This is a genomic window from Paenibacillus sp. J22P143 (assembly GCF_059692035.1).
In genome coordinates this window covers 25549-48989 of sequence record NZ_JCAUAQ010000013.1, presented here as the reverse complement: position 1 = coordinate 48989, position 23441 = coordinate 25549, and the positions used below count along the sequence as shown (strand labels likewise).

Genomic DNA, 23441 nt, shown 5'->3' with positions numbered 1-23441 from the left:
GGAACTTCATGAAAAACGAATAGACTTTCGCATACTTTCTTACGGAAAGTAGGAATTGACATGAAACCAAATGGTTGTATATAATTAAAAACGAAACCAAAAGGTTTCGCAAATTTACATAGGCGAGAAGGGGAGAGATGATATGTTATCCCATGCTATTAATTATTGGGCCGTGTTTGTTACCGGGATTTTATCGTTAGTATTAGGCTTTCTATGGATGGCAGTCATATGGGCAAAACCTTACCAGAAGCACATGTATGGCAAAGGAGTCCAAGTCGATCTTAACGTAAGTAAAGCAGATAAGATTCAATCGTTTGTGATATATATTCTTGTTTCCTTCGTAACTTCACTTGCCTTCGCAGTATGTTTAGAGCTCTGGAAAGCTGGTGGACAGGCATTTTCGTATGATGGAGAACGATTGTCGAATGCCTTCTGGTTTACTATGCTGCTTGCAGCGGGTTACACACTGCCGTTCACGGTTGGCAAAAAGGTATGGCAGTTCAAAAGCTGGCTTGTCGTAGCTGTAGACACCTCGTATGAGATTGTTCGTTTTACGATGATGTTACTCATTTTTTGGTACTGGATATAAGATATCTGAAGATACGCTAACTTCTTCTAAGCTTATGATAAGCCTTCGAATCCTACTGCGGGTTATAGTTAGTGTGTAGCTAAGAACACACTCTCAGGAGGGGTAACGATGAGTAAATTAACACAAGAAGAAGTCGAATTTTATATGAAAAATGGGTATTTGCTGTATGATAAGCAGCTATTCTCCGCTGAGAAATTAGCCGAACTAACGGAAATATTTGAAGATCAGCTGAAGCAAAAAGGCAGCAAGCTTTCAGACGAGTTAGACACACCGCATTTCCGTGAAGATCGTCTTTTACAATTCCTACTGTCAGATGAAGTGTTGGATCTGGTTGAGCCCATTATCGGACCAAACATTGGTCTTTGGTCTTCCCATTTTATTTGTAAGGACCCGTTCGTAGGCCGAGCGACGCCTTGGCATGAGGATTCTGCTTATTGGAAAGGCCGCGTCAGTAACTTCGATAGCATTATTACCGTATGGTTGGCTATCGATAATAGCACGAAGGAAAATGGCTGTATGCAAGTCATTCCAGGCACGCACAGCAATGGGTTTTCTGAATATGAGAGTGTGGACGGTGCGAAGAATCTCTTCAGTACGCAAATCAAAAATATGGACACATCAACAGCCGTTCATTTTGAGTTGCAAAGAGGTCAATGCTCGCTGCATGATTCACGTATCATTCATGGTGCTGATCCGAACAAAAGTGAATTCCGACGCTGTGGCTACACCATGCGTTATTTCGCAACAGATACGAAAATCTTTGAGGAGAAGAATCCCAACTTCAAAGTATGGCTAGCTCGCGGCAAAGATCTAGCTGGAAACAATTATGCGAATGTAGAGTAGCAGGAATTGTGACTTCATGCATGGAAAGCTTAGGATATACAAAATTCACAATGAGGAGGTTGCGGATGAAAAAACAACCGGTGAGACTTACGAATGAACAATTTATTCATCCTGCATCCTCCTTCCAAATTTACTTTCAACATATCAATGAGCATCATGCGCTGCATTGGCACGAATTCTATGAGCTTTGCTTTGTGCTTCGAGGTAGAGGCATGAACATTGTGAATGGCACCGAGCATGAGCTGAGTAAGGGAAGCTTGTTTCTGTTAACACCTGCAGATTTCCATGAAATCTATTCGTATCCAGATGAACCCATGGATCTGTATAACCTCGTTTTTGATGATAAGCTGCTGGATCAAGAGATGCGAGAGTTCATGTTTGGGCAAGTTGCGGAATATATGGTTGATCTAAACGAGGATCATCATGAGATCATAGAGTTGGAATTTCAATTGATTCGTGACGAAGTTCAAATGAAGAAGCCTGGACATCATATTCTGATCAAAGGTGCTTTCGAGCGAATTCTATTGTACTTATTTCGTACATATAATGAAGGTCAATTTCATAAAGAGTCACAAGAAACGATGTCACATCCGTCAACGCTTCAGCGAGCGCTCGTTTATATTCACCATCATTTTCGTGAAGCTCTACGGTTAGAGGATGCTGCAAAGCAGGCTGGATTGGTGCCAAATTATTTCAGTCTCGTTTTTCATAAAATGACAGGTATTTCGTTCCAAATCTATTTACAAGGTTTACGCCTGCAATTTGCCAAATCACTATTGCAAGCGTCGGATATTCCGATTACTGAAATCTGTTTCGCATCTGGCTTCAATACGTTAACGCATTTCGAACGAGCCTTCAAACAGAAATTCGGAAGCTCCCCGAGAACATTCCGTTCCTAGTAAAGGTGTGAGATTCCCCCCAAATGTGTATAATAGAGTTATCTTATCTTCACAAAGGGGACGACTTCTCATGATCACTTGCAAATCTTGTTCCAAACGAACAGAGCTCCAGATGCAGCGTTGTACGCACTGCGGGGCCATGTTAACCTACACGGTTGCTGAGAAATTCGATATGATGGCCGAGTTGGTGGAACAAGCGCTAAAGCAAGAGCTCGAGGCGAGAAGGAGATTGAAGCATTAACCGGAAACGGGACAAGCCAAAATAGATTACAAGAAAGAATATTTCATTTATGAAACACCCAACTTGTTCGGGTGTTTTTTTTGCGTTGCTATGCACGCGAGAAATATGAAAACAATCTTAGATTCCTGTTTAAGGTCAAGTTTTTGTTGCTCAGTCCAATTCAATATTAGACTGAACAGCGTATACTTGTTTTGTAGGCGCTTACAGTGCTTTCAAAATAAGATGACTGGGGTGATAGTGATGTACACGGAACGAATAAACACCAGGAGTAGGTTGACCATCATGTCTTGGATTTTACCACTTTTGCTGCTTTGGGGAACCCTTTACACGCCACCAGCGGCAGAAGCCGCTGTGACTGGCTATGTGACACGTTCAGGAAATCAACTGCAATTAGACGGTCAGCCTTTTCGTTTTAGCTCAGCAAACATTTATTGGCTAGGTTTGGATGAAAATGTACCAACGAACGGGACGATCGACTTCCCAACGACTTTCCGTGTGGATAACGCCTTGGCTACAGCGAAAGAAATGGGTGCTACCGTTGTGCGGTCACATTTAGTGAACTCTTTTGGCTGTACAAAATGTATTATGCCGACGCTTGGAAACTATAATGAGGAAGCCTGGCAGAAGGTGGATTATGCAATCAAAGCCGCAGGGGATCAAGGGATTCGACTCATCCTACCGGTGATTGATATGTATAATTATTACCAGGCGGCAAGAAAACATGGACCAAATGGTATGGTTACCCGGATGATGGTGTTATTTATACGGGGTATGAATTTTTCAGTGATGCCAATATAATTACGGCATTTAAGCAACATCTCAATATAATGTTAAATCGCGTAAATACGTATACGGGCGTAGCCTATAAGAATGACCCTACCATTCTTGCCTGGGAAACAGGGAATGAGTTGGGCTGGTTTGACAATCCGACGCAATTGAAAAACTGGACACAGCAGATTGCGGATTACCTGAAACAGCAGGATACACATCATTTAGTAGCAGATGGGAATTATGGTATTGCTGATGCTCATTTGACAATTTCGAGTATCGATATGTATTCCGACCATTTCTACACATGGGGAAATAAAGGACTATCCGTACCAGTTCTACAAACGCAAGCCAATAAAGTAAGAAATGCAGGCAAAGTCATGTTTGTCGGCGAGTATGATTGGAAGAGCGAGCAGTTCGGAACGCTGGCTGCTTTCCATACAGCCATTGAGAATGATAGTGTCATTGCAGGTGACATGTACTGGGCGTTATTTGGCCATAACGATAACAATGGCTATGTCCAGCATCCGGATGGTTACACCGTCCACTATCCAGGAGATACGACTTTCATGCGTACCCAAGCACAGCAAATGAGGAATCATGCCTATAAAATGAGAGGCATTACAACCGCGCCAGCTCATGGTATTCCTGGTGCACCTGTCATTACCAGTTCAACGACCTCCGGTGGTAAATATGTGTTAAGCTGGCGCGGTTCTGTGCCATCTGATAAATACACGGTTGAACGCTCTACCGCAGGTGCTAGCGGTCCGTGGACAGTTGCGTGTAATCAATGTGTGACCGATAATCAAACACCTTGGACCGACACTGGCTCTACGTCTGGTGCAGCGACTTGGTATCGCGTGAAAGGGCACAATCTGTCCGGAGTTGCAGGTGCTTATTCAGCGGTGTTTGCGATTTCCGGTACACAGCTGCAAGCTCCTGGAAGCTTCGCCCAATCCGCTCCTGTTAGCGGAGCCACGAGTGTGAATGTGACGCCAACATTTACTTGGGGAGCGGCTGCTAATGCAGCTTCTTACACGATTGTCGTTGCTGATAATACGTCGTTTACGAGTCCTGTTGTCAATGTGAGCGGACTGACGGGCACGAGCTACACCTCTTCAAGTGTGTTGACGAACAATAAAACGTACTATTGGAGGGTGACAGCCGTCAACAGCACGGGTTCAACCCATGCTTCGAATGCGGGTCTCGCTTTTACAACGGTAGCCTTGGCTGCACCTACAACGACGGTTGATAATTTCGACAGTTATGCGTCAGATACGGCTTTGCAAACGGCTTATGTGCGAAATTCAAGCGGAAATACATTTACCATGACGCGGGAAGCGACGACGAAGGATTCAGGCGCTTATGGTGCCAAAATCGTGTATACCGTCAACGCAACAACTAGTTACGCAGGTGCTGTGCATTCGCTAGGCAATGCGAATTGGACCGGCAATACGAGCCTTAATCTGTGGGTGAAGCCGGATGGATCGAATCGTACGTTAACCATTCAATTCAAAGAAACGAATGGTGAGTTATGGGAAACGTACTACACGTTAGCAGGGACGACCGAAACAGCACTGTCCATTCCTTTCTCAAGCTTCCAGCACCCAGGCTGGTATAGCGGAGGAAATGGTGTTGTCGACCTAGGTTCCATTGCGGAAACAAACTTATATATAAATAAAGGTTCAGGTGCTGATGGCAGCAGTACCATCTATGTGGATTCCATCCAACTTGGCAATGGTTCGACACCACCGCCGCCTACGACAGTTGTCATTGACAATTTCGAAAGCTATGGAGGTTCCAACCCGAATTTGCTTGCTGCTTATGTACGGAACACAGACGGCAATGCCATTACACCGACATTAGATGGGGCGAACAAATCACAAGGCTCCTATGGTTTGAAGCTTGCTTATACGTTGGGCACGCCTAACTTTGCAGGTGTTGTGCATGTGATCAGTCAGAATTGGTCGGGTAAAACCGGCATTCAATTCTGGTTGAAACCCGACGGTTCGAATCGGACATTAACCGTACAATTCAAAGAGCCGAATGGGGAACCGTGGGAAACCACCTATACGCTCTCGAGTACAACAAGCGGCACGATTCAACTGCCATTTACAGCGTTCCAACATCCACCTTGGTATTCGGGCGGTAATGGCACGAAGGATCTGGGTACAATATCCGAATTTAACCTATATCTGAATCAAGGCTCAGGCGGAACAGGCAGCAGTACAATCTATGTAGATGATATCCAAGCTTATTAACGTGTAGCGATTAGGGTGAAACTGAAGCCGTCATGCGGAAAATCCGTATGATGGCTTTTGCCTATATGATAGAATGAATGGGACCAGAGTTAATTTCTGGAATGCCCTCAAGGGTGGGATGAACATGATCCGCTTGATTGTAGTTGAAGATGAGAAGCCAATTCGATTAGGCATAATGAGTATGATTGAGAGTATGGAACTTGGCGTCCATATACTAGGATCGTTCGGAAATGGAATGGAAGCGGTGCAATTTCTGACCAAACAGGCTGTAGATGTCATCATTACGGATATTTCCATGCCAAGAATGGATGGATTTGAGCTTGCAGAGCATGTCAAACAGCATTATCCAGCAACTCACATTGTTATATTGAGCGGCTTCAATCAATTCGATTATGTGCGCAATGCGCTTCGCAGCGGGGTGAGTGATTATTTAGTCAAACCCGTGAATAAGAAAGAACTAAATCAGATTCTCGTGAAGTTGGTGTCCCACATGCACAAAGAGAGAGTGCGGAAAGGGCAGACGTCGGAAGTGTTGCTGCGCAGCTATTTGTTAGGGGATATGAAGGGGGAACAACTTGAACTGTTGTGGGAAACTTTTGCGACATACAAGATGAGGGAAGTTCCTTGTTTATTCTTCGTGTATCCAACTAGCCTTAGCCTGTACCCAGGTGATTTAGACAGTTTTTCTTTGGTTCCGCCATATCCAGAAATGCTTGCTTGCAGCCTCACGCCCGAGCTACAGCTAGTGATTGTGGTAGGTGTCCATGATGTGGAGGACGTACATGCCAATGTTCGGTCCAAATGTATGGCACATGCCATACATGCTGAGGAAACTTATGCAGTAGGGATGTCGAGCCTTATCTCAAGCATCGATGATTGGCCGAAAGGCTTATCGGAAGCCGTCTCCGCCTATTGCATGCATTGGCACGGGAGTGGCATGCAAGTCCCGATCACCTTCGAGGAGCCGAGCTACCACCGATCAGAAATTATTGTTATGGTGTCCTTGATCGATTCCTTGTTACAGCATACATCGAAATGGATGGAACCTGAGGAACGGAAGAAATTAAAGGGACATCTCTATCGGCGAGCAAAGCGAATTCAGATTCGTTGGGAAGACTTGTGCCGTATTTTGGGTTACTTACTTTATCAGTTACGCATGCGCATTTCAGATGCGACAAATCGGACCATTCCATCACATTCGGACACGAAAGAATTTGATCTTCATATCTGTGATTATCCAAGCTTGTCAGATGTCATTGAGGATATTTTTGGCAGGATTGACGGGATGATGGCTGAACTGGAACTGGAACCAGGTGCCTACGAACGCAAAGTTGTGAGCAGTGTAAAGAAAATGATCGATCAGAGCTACAATCGTGAGATTGAATTGTCAGCACTGGCGAATCAAGTGTATTTGACAGCAAATTATGTTAGCTTTCTGTTTCGTAAGGAAACAGGGATGACGATTACAGAATACCTCATTGATCTTCGAGTCTCGAAAGCGAAGGAACTGCTTCTTACACAGTTGGAATTGAAAACCTATGAGGTGGGTCAAGCGGTTGGCTACCCTGACGCTGCTTATTTTAATCGTTTATTTAAAAAGGTAGTCGGTACCACGCCACGCATGTATCGGGAACAAACACAGGTATAGCAATTGCCCTGATAGCCTTCATTACCAAGATGACAATGTAGTCCTAGAAAAAGCCAAGCCAGTACATTTCAACGCCATTCTATCCCACCTATAATTGAAAATGATATTAAATGTATCATACGAGGGGGATCATGTATGCAGTTGAAAAGCATGTGTGCGAAGCTAGTTGTAGCCTTGCTGGTCATGTCTATGCTCTTGAGCGGCTTTGTTGGCACACCGATTATGAAAGCGGATTCAATCCCGATTACGACGCTGGGTAATTTTATTACCCGGGACGGGGATAAATTGATGGATGGCACTTCGGAGTTTCGTTTTATCGGGGCGAACACGCCTACGCTGACGATGGTCGAAGATGGCTATTGGCAGGTACCCACGGAATGGGAGCAGCGAGATGCGTTTGAAGCTTTGAAGCAAATGGGTGCAACCGCAACAAGAACGTATGTCCTTTCGGTTAAAAAAGCAACAGATTACACAGGCATGATTCGCCATGTCATGGGGCCCAAGCAGTTCAATGAGCAAGCGTTCGTCGCGCTAGACCGCGCACTTGCCCTAGCGAACGAGTACGGCATTCGCCTTATAATCCCATTCGTGGACCAGTACGAATGGTGGGGCGGGATTGGCGAGTATGCGACGTTTCGTGGGAAAAGCAAGGATCAATTTTGGACCGATCCGACGTTGAAACAAGATTTTAAAGATACGATTGACTATGTATTGAATCGCACCAATACAATTACAGGTGTGGCATACAAGGATGACCCTGCGATTCTTGCGTGGGAAACAGGGAATGAATTAACACCATCCACCTCGGCGTGGACGACAGAAATGGGTAATTACATCAAAGACATCGATAAGAAGCATCTTCTTATTGACGGCAAATATGGCATCGATACGAGCTCCTTAGAGGAAAGTTCTCCAATTGATATCGTTAGCAATCATTACTATCCGAATCACTATGCGGACTTTGCCGCTCAAGTTAATCTCGACAAAACGACGGCGAGTGGGAAAAAGCCCTTCTATGTTGGAGAGTTTGGCTTTATTCCGAAAACCCAATTAGCGCAGTTCTTGAACAACGTTGTTGAGAGCGGTACCAGTGGCGCTCTAATTTGGAGCCTGCGGTATCACAGCGAAGATGGCGGATTCTTCCGACACACGGAAGGCACTTACGGCGGTACATTCTATGAAGCTTACAAATGGCCTGGCTTCCCTTCTGGCGAACAAGGCTTCGAGGAAATTTCGGTGTTGAATTTACTTCGTGAAAAAGCGTATGCAATTCGCGGACTACAACCGCCAGCTTTGCCTGTGCCTAAAGCACCTGTCATGCTGCCAATTGATACTGTTTCTCGTATCGGATGGCAGGGATCAACAGGAGCTACTTCTTATACGGTAGAACGTTCTGTCGATGCGAACGGTCCTTGGGAAACAGTTGGAGGTCAGGTCTTCGACGCTTACAAAACCGATCTATTTGATGATATGACTTCAGTTACAGGAGCGACATATTTTTACCGGACAAAGGCGAGAAATACTGTCGGTGAATCAACGTATTCGAATGTTGTAGGAACTGTTTCCACCAAACACGCGATACAGGATGAACTCATCGATTACAGTAAAATGTATCAGTTCTCAACGGATTTGAAATTTACGACAGATGATTTGGACCCAACACTGTTTGGCGATGATCATTATCGACTCAAGCTACAACCGAGTGCAGTCGACCAATTCGTGGCGTATGCGCTTCCATCAACACCAACGGCATCCACGGAACTGAAAGCGTTATCCTTAAAGGTTTCCGCATTCCGTAATTCGGTGAATCCGACGAGTGAGTTTAAGATTTGGACTTCTGTGGATGGAACGACGTACACAGAGCTTCCGGTCGTGAAAACGGCTGCTGGCGGAGGTGAGTGGCGTAAGTTTGTTTACCAAACAGACAGCTTACCGGCAGATGCGAAGTACTTTAAAGTAACCTTCCCTGAAGGCGATGGATTAGCGCAATTAGGGGATGTTGAAATTGTCTACAATCATACAAGTGGTGAATCTCTCATTTATAAGGATCCTATATCTAATGTTGCTATCACCAATGGTGTGTTGACAGATGAGATGAATAATATGTTGAAAATGGCGGATCACTCGGCTAATCTAGGCTTCGATTCTGGCGGGGAATACTTTGGCAATGATGAGAAGCGATTATTCCGAACGGCAAATACGGCAGAATCCTTTATGTATCATACAGCAGGAGATATGAATTATTTCATAATGACTAGCTTTGCGAGGCAGAATCCTACCGAATACCGGTTGCCGAACTTTACTATACAAACATCACCAGATGGCGAACACTTCACGACAGTGAACAACGTGGATGTAGATGAAGTACCAGGTATCGGCTATTGGAGTCGCATGGTCTACACGGCGTATACATTACCTGCAGGAACCAAATATCTGAAGATTATTTTCCCGGTTATTCCGGCAGGGAATTTTGTTTCTAATTATTGGACACCGCAAGTTGGACGCATTCAGATCGGGGTAGGGTCGGAAAAATTAGATCCTCCTGTTCTTGTAAAAAGCGATGTAATCGAGAATTTTGAAGGCTATACAGGATCAGATAATACGTTAAAAAGTGCCTATACAGTGAATTCTTCGGGATCACCAATCGTATTGAAGTTGGATACGGTTCATAAATCCGAAGGGAATTACAGCTTGAATTTAACCTCATCCTTGAGTGCTGGTTGGGGAGGAATCGAGAAGCCCACTACCAATACTGATTGGTCAGGCAGCAGTGGCATCTCCTTCTGGGTTCAACCTGCCGAAGCCTATACTGGGGTTTCGATTCAATTCAATGAAGGCAGTGCAACGAATGGTGAGATTTGGAAGAAAGATATTGGCGTATCCGGCAGTGAACCGAAGTTGATTAAGTTACCGTTTAATCAGTTCTATGTTCCTGACTGGTGGAAAAACTCACATCAAGGTGTGGGTAATAATATCGTCGACCTTTCATCTATATCCACTTTTAGTATCTATATTGACGGTTCAGCAAATGTCTCGCGATCCGTTTATTTCGATGATTTCCGTTTGTATAAATCACCAGTCGTAGACACCTTTGAAGACTATGGTAATGATAATACGAAGTTGCAAGCAAAATACTCACGCAACACGAGTGGCGATCCTATCTCTGTGACACTCGATTCTGAGAACAAACAATCAGGCGCGCACGGCCTTAAACTTGACTTTGAAATGACGGCAACCAAAGGCTATGCGGGTATGACCAAATCCGTCGGAGGTGCAGATTGGTCAGCGCATAATGGTGTGCAGCTATGGATGAAGTCAGGGCAAGCGGGACGCGGAGTCACGATTCAAATGAAAGACGCCAGTGGCGAGTATTGGGAAGCCAAATTGTTTATAGACAATACGGATGGTTCCGTAATCAATATTCCATTAAGCGCCTTCCATTTGGCTGGATGGCAAAATGTGACCATTGATAGAATACTTGAACTCTCATCCGTCAAAGAGTTTTCTATCTATGTAGACAGAGGTTCAATAGGCAATGGGCCTGGTACGCTGTTTGTAGATGATATTCAAGCCGTTTCACTTCGTGAGATTGACAATTTTGACTTCTATTCAAACAATGATGCTGCGGTACTGAGTGATTATGTGAAAGATCAGTGGGGCGACGCAATGACGGCTTCAGTCGAAAATGAAACGAAGCAAGTGGGGAAACACGCGCTGAAACTTGCCTACACGCTAACAGATGAGAAGGGTTATGCGGGTGTCAAACGCACACTCGGTGATCTCAACATATCCAACGGTGGTAATGCACTCTCCTTCTGGTTGAAATCAAGTAAAGCAGGTCACGGATTGACGTTCCAACTGACCGAAAGTGATGGCGACATTTGGGAAGCGCAAACGACGATCACTTCTACAGAAGGAAGTGTGATTCAAATTCCTTTTGGCGGATTCGCACTTAATAAACAATGGTCGACAGGTGATGGCAAGCTCAATCGTGCAGAAATCGCATCCTATGCCATTTTCGTCAACAAGGGAGTAGGGCAAGCGGAGGCGAATACCATCTACATCGATTCTATTGCAGTTGATCTCGTGCCGACGATTGATGATTTTGATTATTATGGCAGTGGGGAGCTCGTTGCAGGCGGTACGTACACAACGAACCCGTGGGGTGGAGACGTCACGTTGACACCGGTTAGTGATCATAAGGAAGCAGGTCCAGCTGGGGGCAAGTATACCTATGATTTCAAATCAAAGGGGTTTGCCGGAGTCAACAAACAACTCGGTAGTTTGGATTGGCGCGAGTATGAAGGCATTCGGTTATGGTTGAAAAAGGATGCCTCCAACAATCGATTGGTGATTCAATTCTTAGAGTCAAACGGTACAGCGTGGGAATCCAACATTACATTAAATGATGACAAATCAGGTGTGTTGACATTGCCATTTAATAAGTTTAAGAAAGCATCATGGAGTACCGGTGATGATATCATCGATCTTGACGCGGTCAAAGAATTTTCCATCTATGTGAATGAAGGAGCAACTGGAGCGCTCACCCAAGGCTCACTGTATTTCGATACGATTAAAGTGTACAAAGCTGGTGAAGAGCCTGATCCTGATCCGAACCCAGATCCAGATCCAGATCCAGATCCGAACCCAGATCCAGATCCAGATCCAGATCCAGATCCAGATCCAGATCCAAACCCAGATTCAACTCCAGAAACACCGACTGTCATCATTCCAGCGCCAGGCGTTGTTGAAAAAGACAATCAAATCGAACTGACAGAGCAGGCTCTGATAATTCAAACCGTGACTGACAGCAATGGGAAGTCCGTGCATCAAGCGATCGTTCAAGAAGATGAGCTGAAGAAGGCGTTGGATCTTCTGACATCGAAGGAGCAAGATAAACCAATTGTTTTGACGTACAGCTCCTCGGACATCGACGAAATCGTCATCCCAGCCGGCGTATTGTCAGAGGCACTTGCAGCTAACCCTGAAGCTTTAGATGGCACAGTCCTGACGCTCAAGAGCGATGTTGGTTCGTACTCGCTTCCGCTAACACTGCTGACGAATCCAGCAGTTCTTAAAGCAATTGGCTCTAATACTGAGGACGATGCTGCCTTGCATATTGCGATCACGCCTGTCTCACCAGCGCTTTCCGATCAAGTTCGTCAAGCAGCAGAAAAACAAGGAGCAACACTCATCGGTGTACCTGTTTCGTTCCGCCTGCTTGTGACGAGCGGTGGTCAACAAACCGAGATTGATCATTTTGGCTCTCTCTTTGTTAATCGCAGCATCATCACGGATGGCACAGCCAATCGACAAGCGACTGTTGTCGTTTACGACGAAGAAACAGGCACGTTGACGTTCGTTCCAGCGTCTTTCCAGACACAAGATGGTGTGCAAGAAGCCACAATCACCAGAAATGGCAATAGCGTTTATGCGATTATGACGCATCAAGCATCTTTTGCAGATGTGCCTGCCAACCACTGGGCCAAATCTGCGATTGATACGCTGGCATCCAAGTTCCTGTTGACTGGGATCACGGATACCACCTTCGCACCTGATCGTGCCGTCACCAGAGCCGAGTTTACGACGATGTTGGTGAAAGCCATGGGGATTGTGCCAACAGATGCCTCCTCAGCGATTTACACCGATGTAAAGGCACAAGATTGGTATGCGTCTGTCATTGGCGCCGCAAATGCTTTGGGCTTGGTGGATGGCTTTGAAGACCACAGTTTCCAACCGAATGCGACGATCACGCGAGAGCAGATGGCTGTTATGCTCAGCCGTGCGCTGACCTTAACGCAGCTGACGGAAACTGTGAAACCATCTGCAGCACTTCCATTCACAGATGCGTCCAGCATCTCCTCTTGGGCAGAGGCAGCGATTCGTCTAGCAACAGCCGCAGGCTTGTTAAGCGGCAATCCAGACGGATCGTACCGACCGCAAGCCGTTGCAACACGCGCTGAGGCCGCTATTGTTTTTTACAATTTGCTTCACAAGTTAGACCGTGTGAACTAAACGAATGGGGGGCTTCGGCCCCCGATTTTCACAGAAAAGTGGAAATACAGTACAAGGAAAAACAAATGCGTGCCATTTTACTCGATGCATGGACGTTTTATAATAAAAATGTAAGCGCTACACAAACTAGTTTATTGGGGGAAATAGGATGAAGAAGACGATAGTAGCCTCAACATCAATTTGTTTATTAGCAACCTTACTCGCAGCATGCGGATCGGATGCATCGACAACGACGGCTAGTCCATCACCAGAAGCCAAGGCAACAGCAGCACCAACGGCTGCAGCAGCGACAGAAGCTCCAAAAGCAGCGAATCCGAATGATGAGATTAAAGGTAAGATCGTGTTCGCAACGAACCGGACGGACTTAGTTGATACGAAGCTCAAAGAATACCGTGAAGCGTTTAAGAAGAAATTTCCGAATGCGGACGTAGAATTCGAAGCACTGAAGGATTATGAAGCCGCTATCAAATTGCGTATGGCTACTGCGGATATGCCGGATGTCGTTCTGATTCCGAACATTCCGAATACCCAGCTTCCTGATTATTTTGCACCACTAGACGATCTTGGTCTGAATGATAAAATCCGCTTCAAGGATTACAAAACAGCGAACGGCGGCACATATGGTCTAGTAACTGGCGGTTCGACAACGGGTATTGTCTATAACAAAAAAGCATTTGCAGACGCGGGTATTACAGCTGTTCCGAAAACACTGGATGAATTCTATGCCGCATCCGAGAAGCTGAAAGCGAAGGGAATTGTTCCACTCGCAACCAACTACAAGGACAAATGGCCGCTTTACACGTGGCAGCACGTAGCAGTAGCGATGTCTGGCAATCCAAACTTCTGGAATGATCGCATTAAGCAGGAGAACGCTTTTGACCCGAATGGTGCATTCGCCAAATCCCTCGGCATTCTCAAAACCATGATCAGCAAAGGGTACGCGGAGAAAGATATCAACTCCTCGAATTGGGAACAGTCCAAGAAAGATGTTGCATCTGGCAAAATGGCGATGTACTTATTGCCGAACTGGGTGATCCCGCAAGTCATTGAAAATGGCACAGAAAGCGCAAATGTTGGCTTCTTCCCAATGCCTTTCGATAACTCTGGGAAGCTGACTACACTTATGACGCCTGATTATTTCTATGCAGTTAGCAAAAACAGCAAAAACCTGAAAACAGCCAAAGCCTTCGTTAAATGGTTGATTGAAGATTCGGGACATGATGATTTCGCTGGCTTCATTCCATCCTTGAAGGATAAGAAGTCTACTGTCACGCAATTGTCTGACTTCTTGGCTACGAAAGACCTTAATTTCGTTGAAATCGCTCCAGATAATAGTGACGCAATGGCAATCCAAAACAAAGCACAAATTGATCTCAACGATATCGCGCAAGAGGTTGCGGTAACGGATGTTGCCAAAGTATTCGATAAATACAACAAGAAATGGACAGAAGCGAAGAAAGCGCTCGGTAAGTAAACGATAGGCGTAAGAGGGCTGAATGAGACTTTGCTAGCATTCAGTCCTCTTTTTTCAAATTAAAGAGCAATGAGGTATGGAGATGAGCTACCAACAACAAAAAATCACCTTAATTTTATCGTTTCTACTTGTGCCACTCGCGCTTCTGCTGACATTTACCTACTTTCCGGCCATGAGGCTCATTTACTTAAGTTTTACGTCATGGGATGGGTTAACACCAGCCAAAACGTGGGTTGGGTTTTCAAATTACAAAGAAATTATGGGGAATCTTGAAGTGTTCTATGTGTTCCTCCATAATGTGGCTTACTTTGTTGGCGGGATTTTACAGAATATAGTTGCCTTTTTCTTCGCTGTGATGTTAAACAGTAAGTTGAAGGGCCGCAATATGTTTCGTACAGTGCTGTTTCTCCCTTATATCATGAACGGCGTTGCGGTCGCGTTTATGTTCGGTTATGTATTTGATACGAATACAGGATCGTTAAATTATTTTCTGAATTTGCTAGGTGTAGAACCCATTTCTTGGTTAGGTAAACCTGGGTTAGTCAACATATCACTTGCTTCGATCTCAGCATGGAAGTTTATGGGTTTCAATATGGTTGTGTACTTGGGGGCACTGCAATCGCTGCCGGAAGATCTGTATGAAGCAGCTAAAATGGACGGTGCACGAAGATTCCAAGTGCTTCGCTACATCACATTACCTGGTATGAGGAAAATTATCGAGCTTAATCTGTTTCTGACCGTGATAGGGGCTTTGGAAGTATTCGACTTACCCTTTGTCCTCACAAAAGGCGGCCCTTTGGCTGCAAGTAAAACGTATGTTCAGCAAACAGTGGAGACCGCGTTTCAATATAATAACTTTGGACTCGCATCAGCGATGAGTGTTCTGCTTATGATCGTCGTTATTGTCGTAGTATCCGCACAACGTAGAATTGTTGGAGGAAAGGAGGAGTGACACCATGAAACCAAGACCAATCACATCGACAGTGAAATACGCGCTTTTGTCCTTCGCGACCCTGATTATCTTTTTCCCTTTGTATATCCTATGTGTAAATGCATTTAAGGGAAGTAAGGAATACGGCATGTCCAGCGCGTTTTCATTGCCGAACTCCTTTCTTAATTTTGAAAATTTCCGCATCGTGTTTGAACGTGGGAATCTGGGGCAGGCTTTTCTGAACACAAGTATCGTGATCGCTTTATCCTTGCTTGGGAACATCGTGATGGGGACAATGGTAGCTTATGTACTCGGGCGCTTCAAATTCCCAGGACGCTTTCTCATTCTTGGTCTATACACGGGGGCAGCGATTATTCCAGTCATCACAACGCAGGTGGCGATTTTCTCTATAATCAAATGGTTGGGCTTATTTAACACGCATTTTGCTCCTGTGCTATTATACATCGGTGCGGATGTTGTGCAAATTTACATTCTGCTTCAATTTATTCGGAATATCCCATATGAACTGGATGAGAATGCGATGATCGAGGGGTTATCCCTCTACGGGATTTTCTACCGTATCATCATACCGCTCTTAACGCCGGCGATTTCGACTGTTATTATTCTGAAAACCATTTCGATTTATAACGATATGTACACGCCATATTTGTATATGCCTTCGCAGAAGCTAGGCGTTGTTTCGACCACCTTGATGAAATTTACAGGCACGAATAGTGCCGAATGGCAGCTAATTTGTGCAGCAATTCTCATCATTTTACTTCCGACGGTCGTGCTGTATTTATTCCTCCAGCGGTACATTTTCTCTGGCATTACGAATGGTTCTGTGAAATGAAAAGCAAGCAGGACACTGCTGCGCTCGAGTCGAAATAGTAACCCAAGGCCCAGCTGTTGGAGCCATGGGTTTTCTTGGCTTTTATAAAGAAAGGGCTTACATTCCTGCGAAAGAGCTGGGGGGAACTTCATGTGCTAAGCGAAATTTGGCATTGGATTGTGAGATTATCATTAACGCAAAAATTGATTACAGTTTTTGTTATTTTAATTACGGTACCGATTGTAACCATCTCAATGATCTCTTACTCCAGCTATTCCAAATCAATAGAGAAGAATACGGCCGTCTATGTGAACCAGATTTCACAGAAAATATTGGAGCGGGTGGATCAGTATGTTTCAGATATTAAGCGGGTGACAGGCAGTCAAATTTATATGCAGGATATTCAGGAATCCCTAGCCAATCCGACCAAAACATTGGAAGAAACGAACCGTCTGCAAAACTTTGTGAAGGGTCTGAACAGCCTGAAGAATGATACGGAGTCTGTGTACATTTTCGACAACTACGGCAATATGTACGACAGCACGAAAAATGATACAATCCGGGCGAACATCCGGCAGCAAGCCGTGGATTTAAGGCAGCAATTGCGCAACGCGCAAGGCTCCTCCATTGTGATCTCAACACAGAAAATTAGGGTGGGACAAACGGATAAATATTACTTCTCCATTGCACGTGAGCTGAAAAATACAAACTCTTTGGAAGGCATCGGGATGATCATATTTGATTCTAGAATTCAGGTCATCGCTGATGCGGTGCGTGAATTGGATGAGGTAACCAAAGGCCGAACGATGGTGATCGACGATCAGAATACAGTCATTTATGATAGCGAGCAGAGATGGATTTCTACGAATGTAGCTAGCAATGAGCTTGTTGAGAAAGCGGTTGGGGCACAAGGAAGCTTTAAAGTGACGATAGAAGGGAAGACGTATTTGACCTCATACACGACCTCGGAGGTGACGGGCTGGAAGCAAATCGTGCTCATCCCAGTGGATCAATTAACAGAGGAAACTAGGGTAACGCGGGATTTCACGATGATTCTCGTGCTCCTATCCATCACAGTTGCTTTAGTCACATCAGCTATTATTGCGATCGCGTTGACGCGGCCCTTAAGGACCTTGATGCGGACGATGAAGCAGGTTAACAAAGAGAATTTAGACGTACAAATACCTGTGAAATATTCGGACGAGTTTGGCATCTTAGCGAAGCATTTTAATAATATGATTAGAAGAATCAATGAGCTTGTGGAAGAAGTCTATCAGACGCAAAATCGCAAACGAGAGGCTGAACTGAGGTCTCTGCAGCATCAAATTAACCCGCATTTCATTTACAATACGTTGGAAGTGATTCGGATGACGGCCGAAGTAAAGCGAGATTACGAGATTTCAGAAATGACCTACAATTTGGGTGAGTTACTGAGGTACGGCATCTTGCGAGGGACGGATCAGGTGACGATTCATAAGGAGTTGGATCATTTGGAGAAGTATTTGGCGCTGCAAAACTTTCGCTTCTCCAAGGATATACAGCTTGAGTTGAACATCAGCGAGGAACATCTGAACTACCCCGTTATTAAGCTATTGTTTCAGCCGATCGTAGAAAATGCGATTCTGCATGGTTTTGAAATGAAAGAGGAAAATTGTCTCATCACCATCAACTCTTACGAGGATAAGCAGGCGATCTATTTTACAGTTAGGGATAATGGAGGCGGGATGGAAGAATCACAGCTGAAAATTATTCGGAATGCGATGCTAGGCATGCAGCAAGAGAATCGTACTAACATTGGTATTGCCAATGTGAATGAGCGTATTTTTTTACAATATGGCGCCCCGTTTGGCTTGCAAGTGAGCAGTGAAATCGAGGTAGGTACAACGGTTACGATTGTCCTGCCTGTTCTGGAAGCATGGAAGGAGAGTGCTTAATTTGATGATGAAAATGTTGATAGTTGACGATGAACAACGAATTCGATTGGGGCTTCAGGCCATGGTAGAAGCGATGGATTTACCCATTGAGATCATGGGATTGTGCGCAAACGGCATTCAAGCGATGGATAAAATGAGCGGCTGGGAAGAGGGGGATTGCAAGGTGCTCCTCACCGATATCAAAATGCCCATGATGGACGGGATGAAGCTGATTGAAAGAACGAGAGCAGAATATCCGGATGCGCATATTATTCTATTAAGTGGATTTAATGAATTCGAGTATGCCCGTCAAGCGATACGGTTTGGTGTGGAAGAGTATTTGTCGAAGCCCGTGAATAAGAAGGATTTATTTCAAGTTTTGAAGCGAGTTGGGGAGCGCTTGACGGTGTTCCATGCATCTGAAAAGGAAGCCGTTGAGCGCTTACCAGAGGAGCCAAGGGCGCACAAGAAGCAAATTATCGCGGACGTTATTCGCATGCTGGAGTCGGATCTCAATCAAGCGTTCGAGCTGAATGAGCTTTCTAATAAGGTCGGGTTAAATCCTAGCTATTTATGTAAATTGTTTAAAAAGGAAACGAACAAGACGATCACGGACTATGTGACGGATCTGCGTATCGGGAAGGCCAAGCATATTTTGGAGGATTATCCGGATGTGAAAATGTATGAGGTAGGCTCGCTTGTGGGCTATGACGACCCTGTGTATTTTACGAAGCTTTTCAAAAAAACGGTTGGCATGACGCCAAAAGAATATCAAACTGGACAGTGTGCTTTCGGCAACCATAATGCCTGTTTAGACTAAAGATTTTCGGTGTTTCTTGCAGTAAAGTAAAGGTATGAAAGAATTCTTAGGAGGTTGATCTAATGAGCCAACAAGAGATTCACAGACCTGAAGCCGATGCTTTACTGCAGTCTGAAATTACGAATGAACAAGCACAGTTTTTCTTGGAAAATGGTTTTCTCGTCATCCGTAATGTGGTGGTCGGGGAGGAACTGCGACTTCTGCAGGAGCAAACGATGAGAGCCGTTGAAATCGGGATGGCTGGAAGCGATGATGAAGATTATAAGTACCGCGTAAGGAAAAATGGTGATCGCAAATACTGGCGGACGGAATATATCATAGATAAACAAGAGGCAAATAAAGCCTTGCTTGCTCATCCGTTTATCTTACGTTCAGTTGCCAAGATTCAAGGGGGTAACTTCATTCCAACGTGGGATTCCTTAGTGGTGAAAATCCCTAATCAGGCAGCCAGTGTGCCTTGGCATCGAGACGCGTTAGTGCCAGAGGGGTGTACAGATCCGCGACCGATCTTCAATGTTGATTTTTATTTGGATGAAGCAGATCTGAAGTCATGCTTGTGGGTTATTCCGGGAAGTAACCACTGGGCGACGGAGGTTGCCGAGGAACGCTGCGCTCGCCCTGGCTTCGAAGTCAGCGATGCAGTACCTGTTCCTTTGAATCCTGGTGATGTGATTTTCCATAACATCCAGTTGCTTCATGGCTCTCCAGAGGGAGATGGCAATGCGCTTCGCCGCACCGTATATTACGAGTTCCGTCCAGGTGAGATCGAAGCCGAGTTCGGCCCGCATACGTTGGAGTATCTTGCATTAAAGCAACATATGCTCGTTGATTGTATTGAAAAGCGCGGGGAAGCTGCATATTCATCGGGTGAAACTCCGTTTGTGTATCAACCGCAAGGTGCATTCGCGATTGGCGCGAAGATGATGCCGAAGACGTATCGATATGCGCATGATGATTATTGGCGCGGTTAGGAATAGATCAAATTCGCACAAAACTGGGTTAAGCTTTGCCCAGTTTTTTTCTTGAACATACGTCCGAAGGTATGGACATCGGAGTAGCCGACGCGATCCGCAATTTCACTGAAGGAGAGATTGCTGTGGATGGCCAGTTCCTTCGCTTTGTTGATTCGGATCCATGTCAAATATTGCATTGGCGACATGCCGACATGTTGGCGGAAAAGACTCAAAATGTAGTTTTTGCTGAGGCCGGATACGTCCTCCAGCTCTTTAATCTGTATCTCACGGCTGTAATGCTTCGTGAGATAGTTCTTAATTAAGACGAGCTTCGGCATGGTGAGCGCGTCTGTTTTGGTGCGGGTTGTGCCCGATTCGATGGCTTGTGCGGCTTCGGCAAGAATGCGCATGAGCAAGCTTTGGCAATGCATCTGGTGCACAAGCCCAGGCTGACGATAATGCGAAACAAGCTGCGAAAGCATCGTTTCTACGGGATGATCCGCGAAATTGCCGAGCAGATGCTTGTGCTTAAAAAGTTCCTCATACGGGAACGCAGATGTGCCAAAGTGGAAGACGAGCGAAATACAGACATAAGGGCTGAGATCGGCTTTAATGATAGAATGGCGCTCGTTAGGACGATGAAATAAGAGATCGCCACGGTGCGTCTCATATGGGTTATCACCAACCGGATAATAGGCGAATCCATCAACCACATACTGCAAGATAAACTGCGTCATCTCCCGATTGCGAATCGCCCAGCCTTGTGGGGCGTGGAACATATGGGCTACTGTGATGTAAGGTGGAAAATGGTAATCCTGTAGCATTCCAATCGTTTCTACAGGTTGCAGGATACTCGGGTGTAGAGACATTTGATCAGCACCTTTCTATATGCTTTATTGTAGCATGTAGATGTGAATTTGGTGAGTGCCTTTGGCAACAGTAATAGGGTCTTGGGGCGGATCGGCCATCTGATGGGGTAGGAGGTAGTCGATCTTGTGATCGGCTGCTTTCTTCGTTATGCTTATGGGGCAGGAATTAATTAGAAAGCCCCGTCGAGGCGTATAACGATCAAGGAGAATTGACGTGAGATTTACCCCATTCCACCTTAGCATTACGATACTTACGACAGTTTTAGGACTGGGTGCTGCGTATTTGTTTCGCATTCCGTTGGCTATTGGATTTGTATTCGGTTTAGCGGTATTGATTGCAATAACTTTGCGGCAAGGAGTGCCTGTAAGGACACTCGTTCACAGTATGATAACTGGTATACAGCATACCAAGGAAGTCATGTATATTTTACTGCTCGTTGGCCTATTAATCCCTGCATGGACTGCAAGTGGAACCATTCCGTATCTGATTGATACGGGGTTAGGCCTGCTTAATCCCGCATTTTTTGTCAGCTTTTCTTTTGTGTTCACAGCAGGCATATCAATGATTTTAGGCACGTCTACGGGCACATTAAGCGCAGTAGGTATACCGCTAATAGGGATGGGAGCACTGCTAAATATTCCACTCCCGCTGGTAGCCGGCGCACTTGTATCCGGCGCTTTTGTCGGAGACCGAACATCGCCATTTTCGAGTGCGAATCAGCTTGTCGCTTCCTCTACTGGTATGACAGTCAAAGGTCAGTTCCGTTATCTGCTGCCAACGACGATCTTAGCTTTCGTTACCGCGCTCGCATTCTTTGTGATAGCGGATATAAGAGGAGATTGGAATGGCGCTCTATCGCTCGACAGCGTGTCGAATGGCTCGCTAATCTCGGTTGTTTATACTTCGCAATTTCGTTACAGTCTTTGGCTATGGCTGCCGGTTGCTGTGCTTCTAGGAACAATCCTGCTGAGATTCAAAACGAGGCACGGGTTCCTCTTTTCCATTGGTATCAGTATCGTGCTGGGAACGCTCATTCAAGGCGTCGATGCCTACCAATGGCTGGATCATTTGTGGAACGGTTATTCTGCGGAGCAGTTGCCATCCTTGCACAGCAAGGGTGTGTCCAGCATGATAGGGTTAATTATCTTGATCGCACTTGCTGGGGCCTATAACGGTATATTGGAAGAAACAAGCGTTATGCAGCCTTATATGATTAGTTTATTGGGCACTTCCTCATCCCAGGGCACGGCTACTGTTCGTACCGGTTTATTCGGATTAGCTCTGGCCCTGCTAGCTTGTACGCAGACACTTCCGATCATGATGACGGGACGCAATTTGCTGCCGCTGTGGGAGCGGAAATTCCCCAAGGGGCATTTATCACGCGTGGTGGCGGACGCACCTCTTATTTTTGCTGCCTTGGTGCCTTGGAACTTGTTAGCTATTCTGTGTGCAACGATTGTAGGAGTCACTGTTGAACGTTATATACACTTTGCGGTATTCCTATGGACGCTGCCACTGTATACCTTGATTGTTTCCTATGTAGTGGACAGAAAAAAACTTCAGCCCCCACAGGGCTGAAGTCTCATAAGTTCCATAAATCCTTACTCCGTTACCTTCTGCATCTTACCCGGATTGTTGATCTTATACGGAACCGGGTGCTTGCTCAGCTTCTTGGCAACGATCTTGCACTCGAAGGTGACGATGTCGCCGATTGCGAGCTCGAGCTTTTTGAGCGTTGCGCTGTGGCTCGACCAAGCGGTGCCGACTTCGATCGCTGGCTCTAGAATCGAAACGGCTTCGTAGATGATGACCTCATCATCGGTATCGGAGAAGTTGTTCGGCACTGTCGTAAACTCCGTAACGGTTGCCTTCATTTTCACTTTTTCTTCAGGAAGCTCCAATTTTGGGGCTTTTTCTTTTTTCACTTTAGCGGGAGCTTTCTCAGCAGGAGCAGCCTGTCCATCCTCAGCGATAACCTCAACCTTAGCAGCTTTGGCTGGTTTGGCTGGTTTCTCTTCCGGCTCAGCAGTCTCAAGCTCGTCCACGAAAGCAGCGTCTTCAGCCAATGCCGCACCACGCTGGCTATAGTTTGCAGCCTGCATTTCCTTCAAATAGGAGGGATGAATGCAGTGCAGTTGCTTCGAATCCAATTCAATGACAGCAGTCATGGGATCCACAAGGCCAACAATTGTACAAGCAACATTCAGGCTATTACCTTTATAGAAAAAAGCCTTCGATTTTACTGCTTTTTCCGAAACTAAACCCCATTCTTTACACTGATCGATCAGCTCGGACTCATCATCGAAACGAGTAAACGCAGCTGGTTGAATGGCGAACGCGTAATCCATATGTGATCAACCTTTCTATTCTAGATAGAGGGAAGG

General features: G+C 45.4%; 17 protein-coding genes. 15 read left to right on the top strand and 2 right to left on the bottom strand.

The window, feature by feature from the left end; all coding sequences use genetic code 11:
• Window positions 1–142 precede the first annotated feature (142 nt).
• The 14 genes from AC58PQ_RS18090 (at window position 143) to AC58PQ_RS18025 (ending at window position 20205) form a co-directional block, all read left to right on the top strand.
• A complete protein-coding gene (locus tag AC58PQ_RS18090; RefSeq protein WP_497243891.1) occupies window positions 143–589 on the top strand; it encodes a DUF1761 domain-containing protein in 447 nt (148 codons plus the stop codon).
• 108 nt (window positions 590–697) lie between these two features.
• Entirely contained in the window at window positions 698–1432 is a 735-nt protein-coding gene (locus AC58PQ_RS18085; protein WP_497243889.1) for a phytanoyl-CoA dioxygenase family protein, read from the top strand.
• 65 nt (window positions 1433–1497) lie between these two features.
• Window positions 1498–2331: an AraC family transcriptional regulator gene (locus AC58PQ_RS18080; protein WP_497243887.1), complete on the top strand. Its 834-nt coding sequence runs from the start codon at window positions 1498–1500 to the stop codon at window positions 2329–2331.
• 70 nt (window positions 2332–2401) lie between these two features.
• The gene (locus tag AC58PQ_RS18075; RefSeq protein ID WP_497243885.1) at window positions 2402–2572 is read left to right on the top strand and encodes a hypothetical protein; all 171 of its coding nucleotides are present in this window, start codon (window positions 2402–2404) and stop codon (window positions 2570–2572) included.
• Between the two features lie 282 nt (window positions 2573–2854).
• A complete protein-coding gene (locus AC58PQ_RS18070; RefSeq protein ID WP_497243883.1) occupies window positions 2855–3370 on the top strand; it encodes a hypothetical protein in 516 nt (171 codons plus the stop codon).
• Between the two features lie 29 nt (window positions 3371–3399).
• On the top strand, window positions 3400–5601 hold the full coding sequence (locus AC58PQ_RS18065; protein WP_497243881.1) for a carbohydrate binding domain-containing protein: 2202 nt from the start codon (window positions 3400–3402) through the stop codon (window positions 5599–5601).
• Between the two features lie 124 nt (window positions 5602–5725).
• Window positions 5726–7249 carry a response regulator transcription factor gene (locus tag AC58PQ_RS18060; RefSeq protein ID WP_497243879.1) on the top strand — a complete coding sequence of 508 codons (1524 nt, stop codon included), beginning with the start codon at window positions 5726–5728 and terminating at the stop codon, window positions 7247–7249.
• 135 nt (window positions 7250–7384) lie between these two features.
• A complete protein-coding gene (locus tag AC58PQ_RS18055) occupies window positions 7385–13264 on the top strand; it encodes an S-layer homology domain-containing protein (protein ID WP_497243877.1) in 5880 nt (1959 codons plus the stop codon).
• 148 nt (window positions 13265–13412) lie between these two features.
• The gene (locus tag AC58PQ_RS18050; RefSeq protein WP_497243875.1) at window positions 13413–14738 is read left to right on the top strand and encodes an ABC transporter substrate-binding protein; all 1326 of its coding nucleotides are present in this window, start codon (window positions 13413–13415) and stop codon (window positions 14736–14738) included.
• 82 nt (window positions 14739–14820) lie between these two features.
• Window positions 14821–15690, top strand: coding sequence for a carbohydrate ABC transporter permease (locus AC58PQ_RS18045; protein ID WP_497243873.1), 870 nt, complete (start codon window positions 14821–14823; stop codon window positions 15688–15690).
• A gap of 4 nt (window positions 15691–15694) precedes the next feature.
• Window positions 15695–16522, top strand: a complete 828-nt coding sequence (locus AC58PQ_RS18040) for a carbohydrate ABC transporter permease (protein WP_497243871.1) — start codon at window positions 15695–15697, stop codon at window positions 16520–16522.
• Between the two features lie 131 nt (window positions 16523–16653).
• Complete coding sequence (locus AC58PQ_RS18035) at window positions 16654–18435, top strand: sensor histidine kinase (protein WP_497243869.1); 1782 nt, start codon at window positions 16654–16656, stop codon at window positions 18433–18435.
• Between the two features lie 4 nt (window positions 18436–18439).
• A complete protein-coding gene (locus tag AC58PQ_RS18030; protein WP_497243867.1) occupies window positions 18440–19234 on the top strand; it encodes a response regulator transcription factor in 795 nt (264 codons plus the stop codon).
• Between the two features lie 62 nt (window positions 19235–19296).
• The gene (locus AC58PQ_RS18025; RefSeq protein ID WP_497243865.1) at window positions 19297–20205 is read left to right on the top strand and encodes a phytanoyl-CoA dioxygenase family protein; all 909 of its coding nucleotides are present in this window, start codon (window positions 19297–19299) and stop codon (window positions 20203–20205) included.
• Here AC58PQ_RS18025 and AC58PQ_RS18020 read toward each other — a convergent pair.
• A complete protein-coding gene (locus AC58PQ_RS18020; protein ID WP_497243863.1) occupies window positions 20202–21056 on the bottom strand; it encodes a helix-turn-helix transcriptional regulator in 855 nt (284 codons plus the stop codon). The two genes, AC58PQ_RS18025 and AC58PQ_RS18020, sit on opposite strands and share 4 nt — an antisense overlap.
• 214 nt (window positions 21057–21270) lie before the next feature.
• Between AC58PQ_RS18020 and AC58PQ_RS18015 the strand changes: the two genes are divergently transcribed.
• Entirely contained in the window at window positions 21271–22635 is a 1365-nt protein-coding gene (locus AC58PQ_RS18015; RefSeq protein WP_497243861.1) for a Na+/H+ antiporter NhaC family protein, read from the top strand.
• A gap of 23 nt (window positions 22636–22658) precedes the next feature.
• Here AC58PQ_RS18015 and AC58PQ_RS18010 read toward each other — a convergent pair whose 3' ends face one another.
• The gene (locus tag AC58PQ_RS18010; protein WP_497243859.1) at window positions 22659–23405 is read right to left on the bottom strand and encodes a hypothetical protein; all 747 of its coding nucleotides are present in this window, start codon (window positions 23403–23405) and stop codon (window positions 22659–22661) included.
• Window positions 23406–23441: the final 36 nt, after the last annotated feature.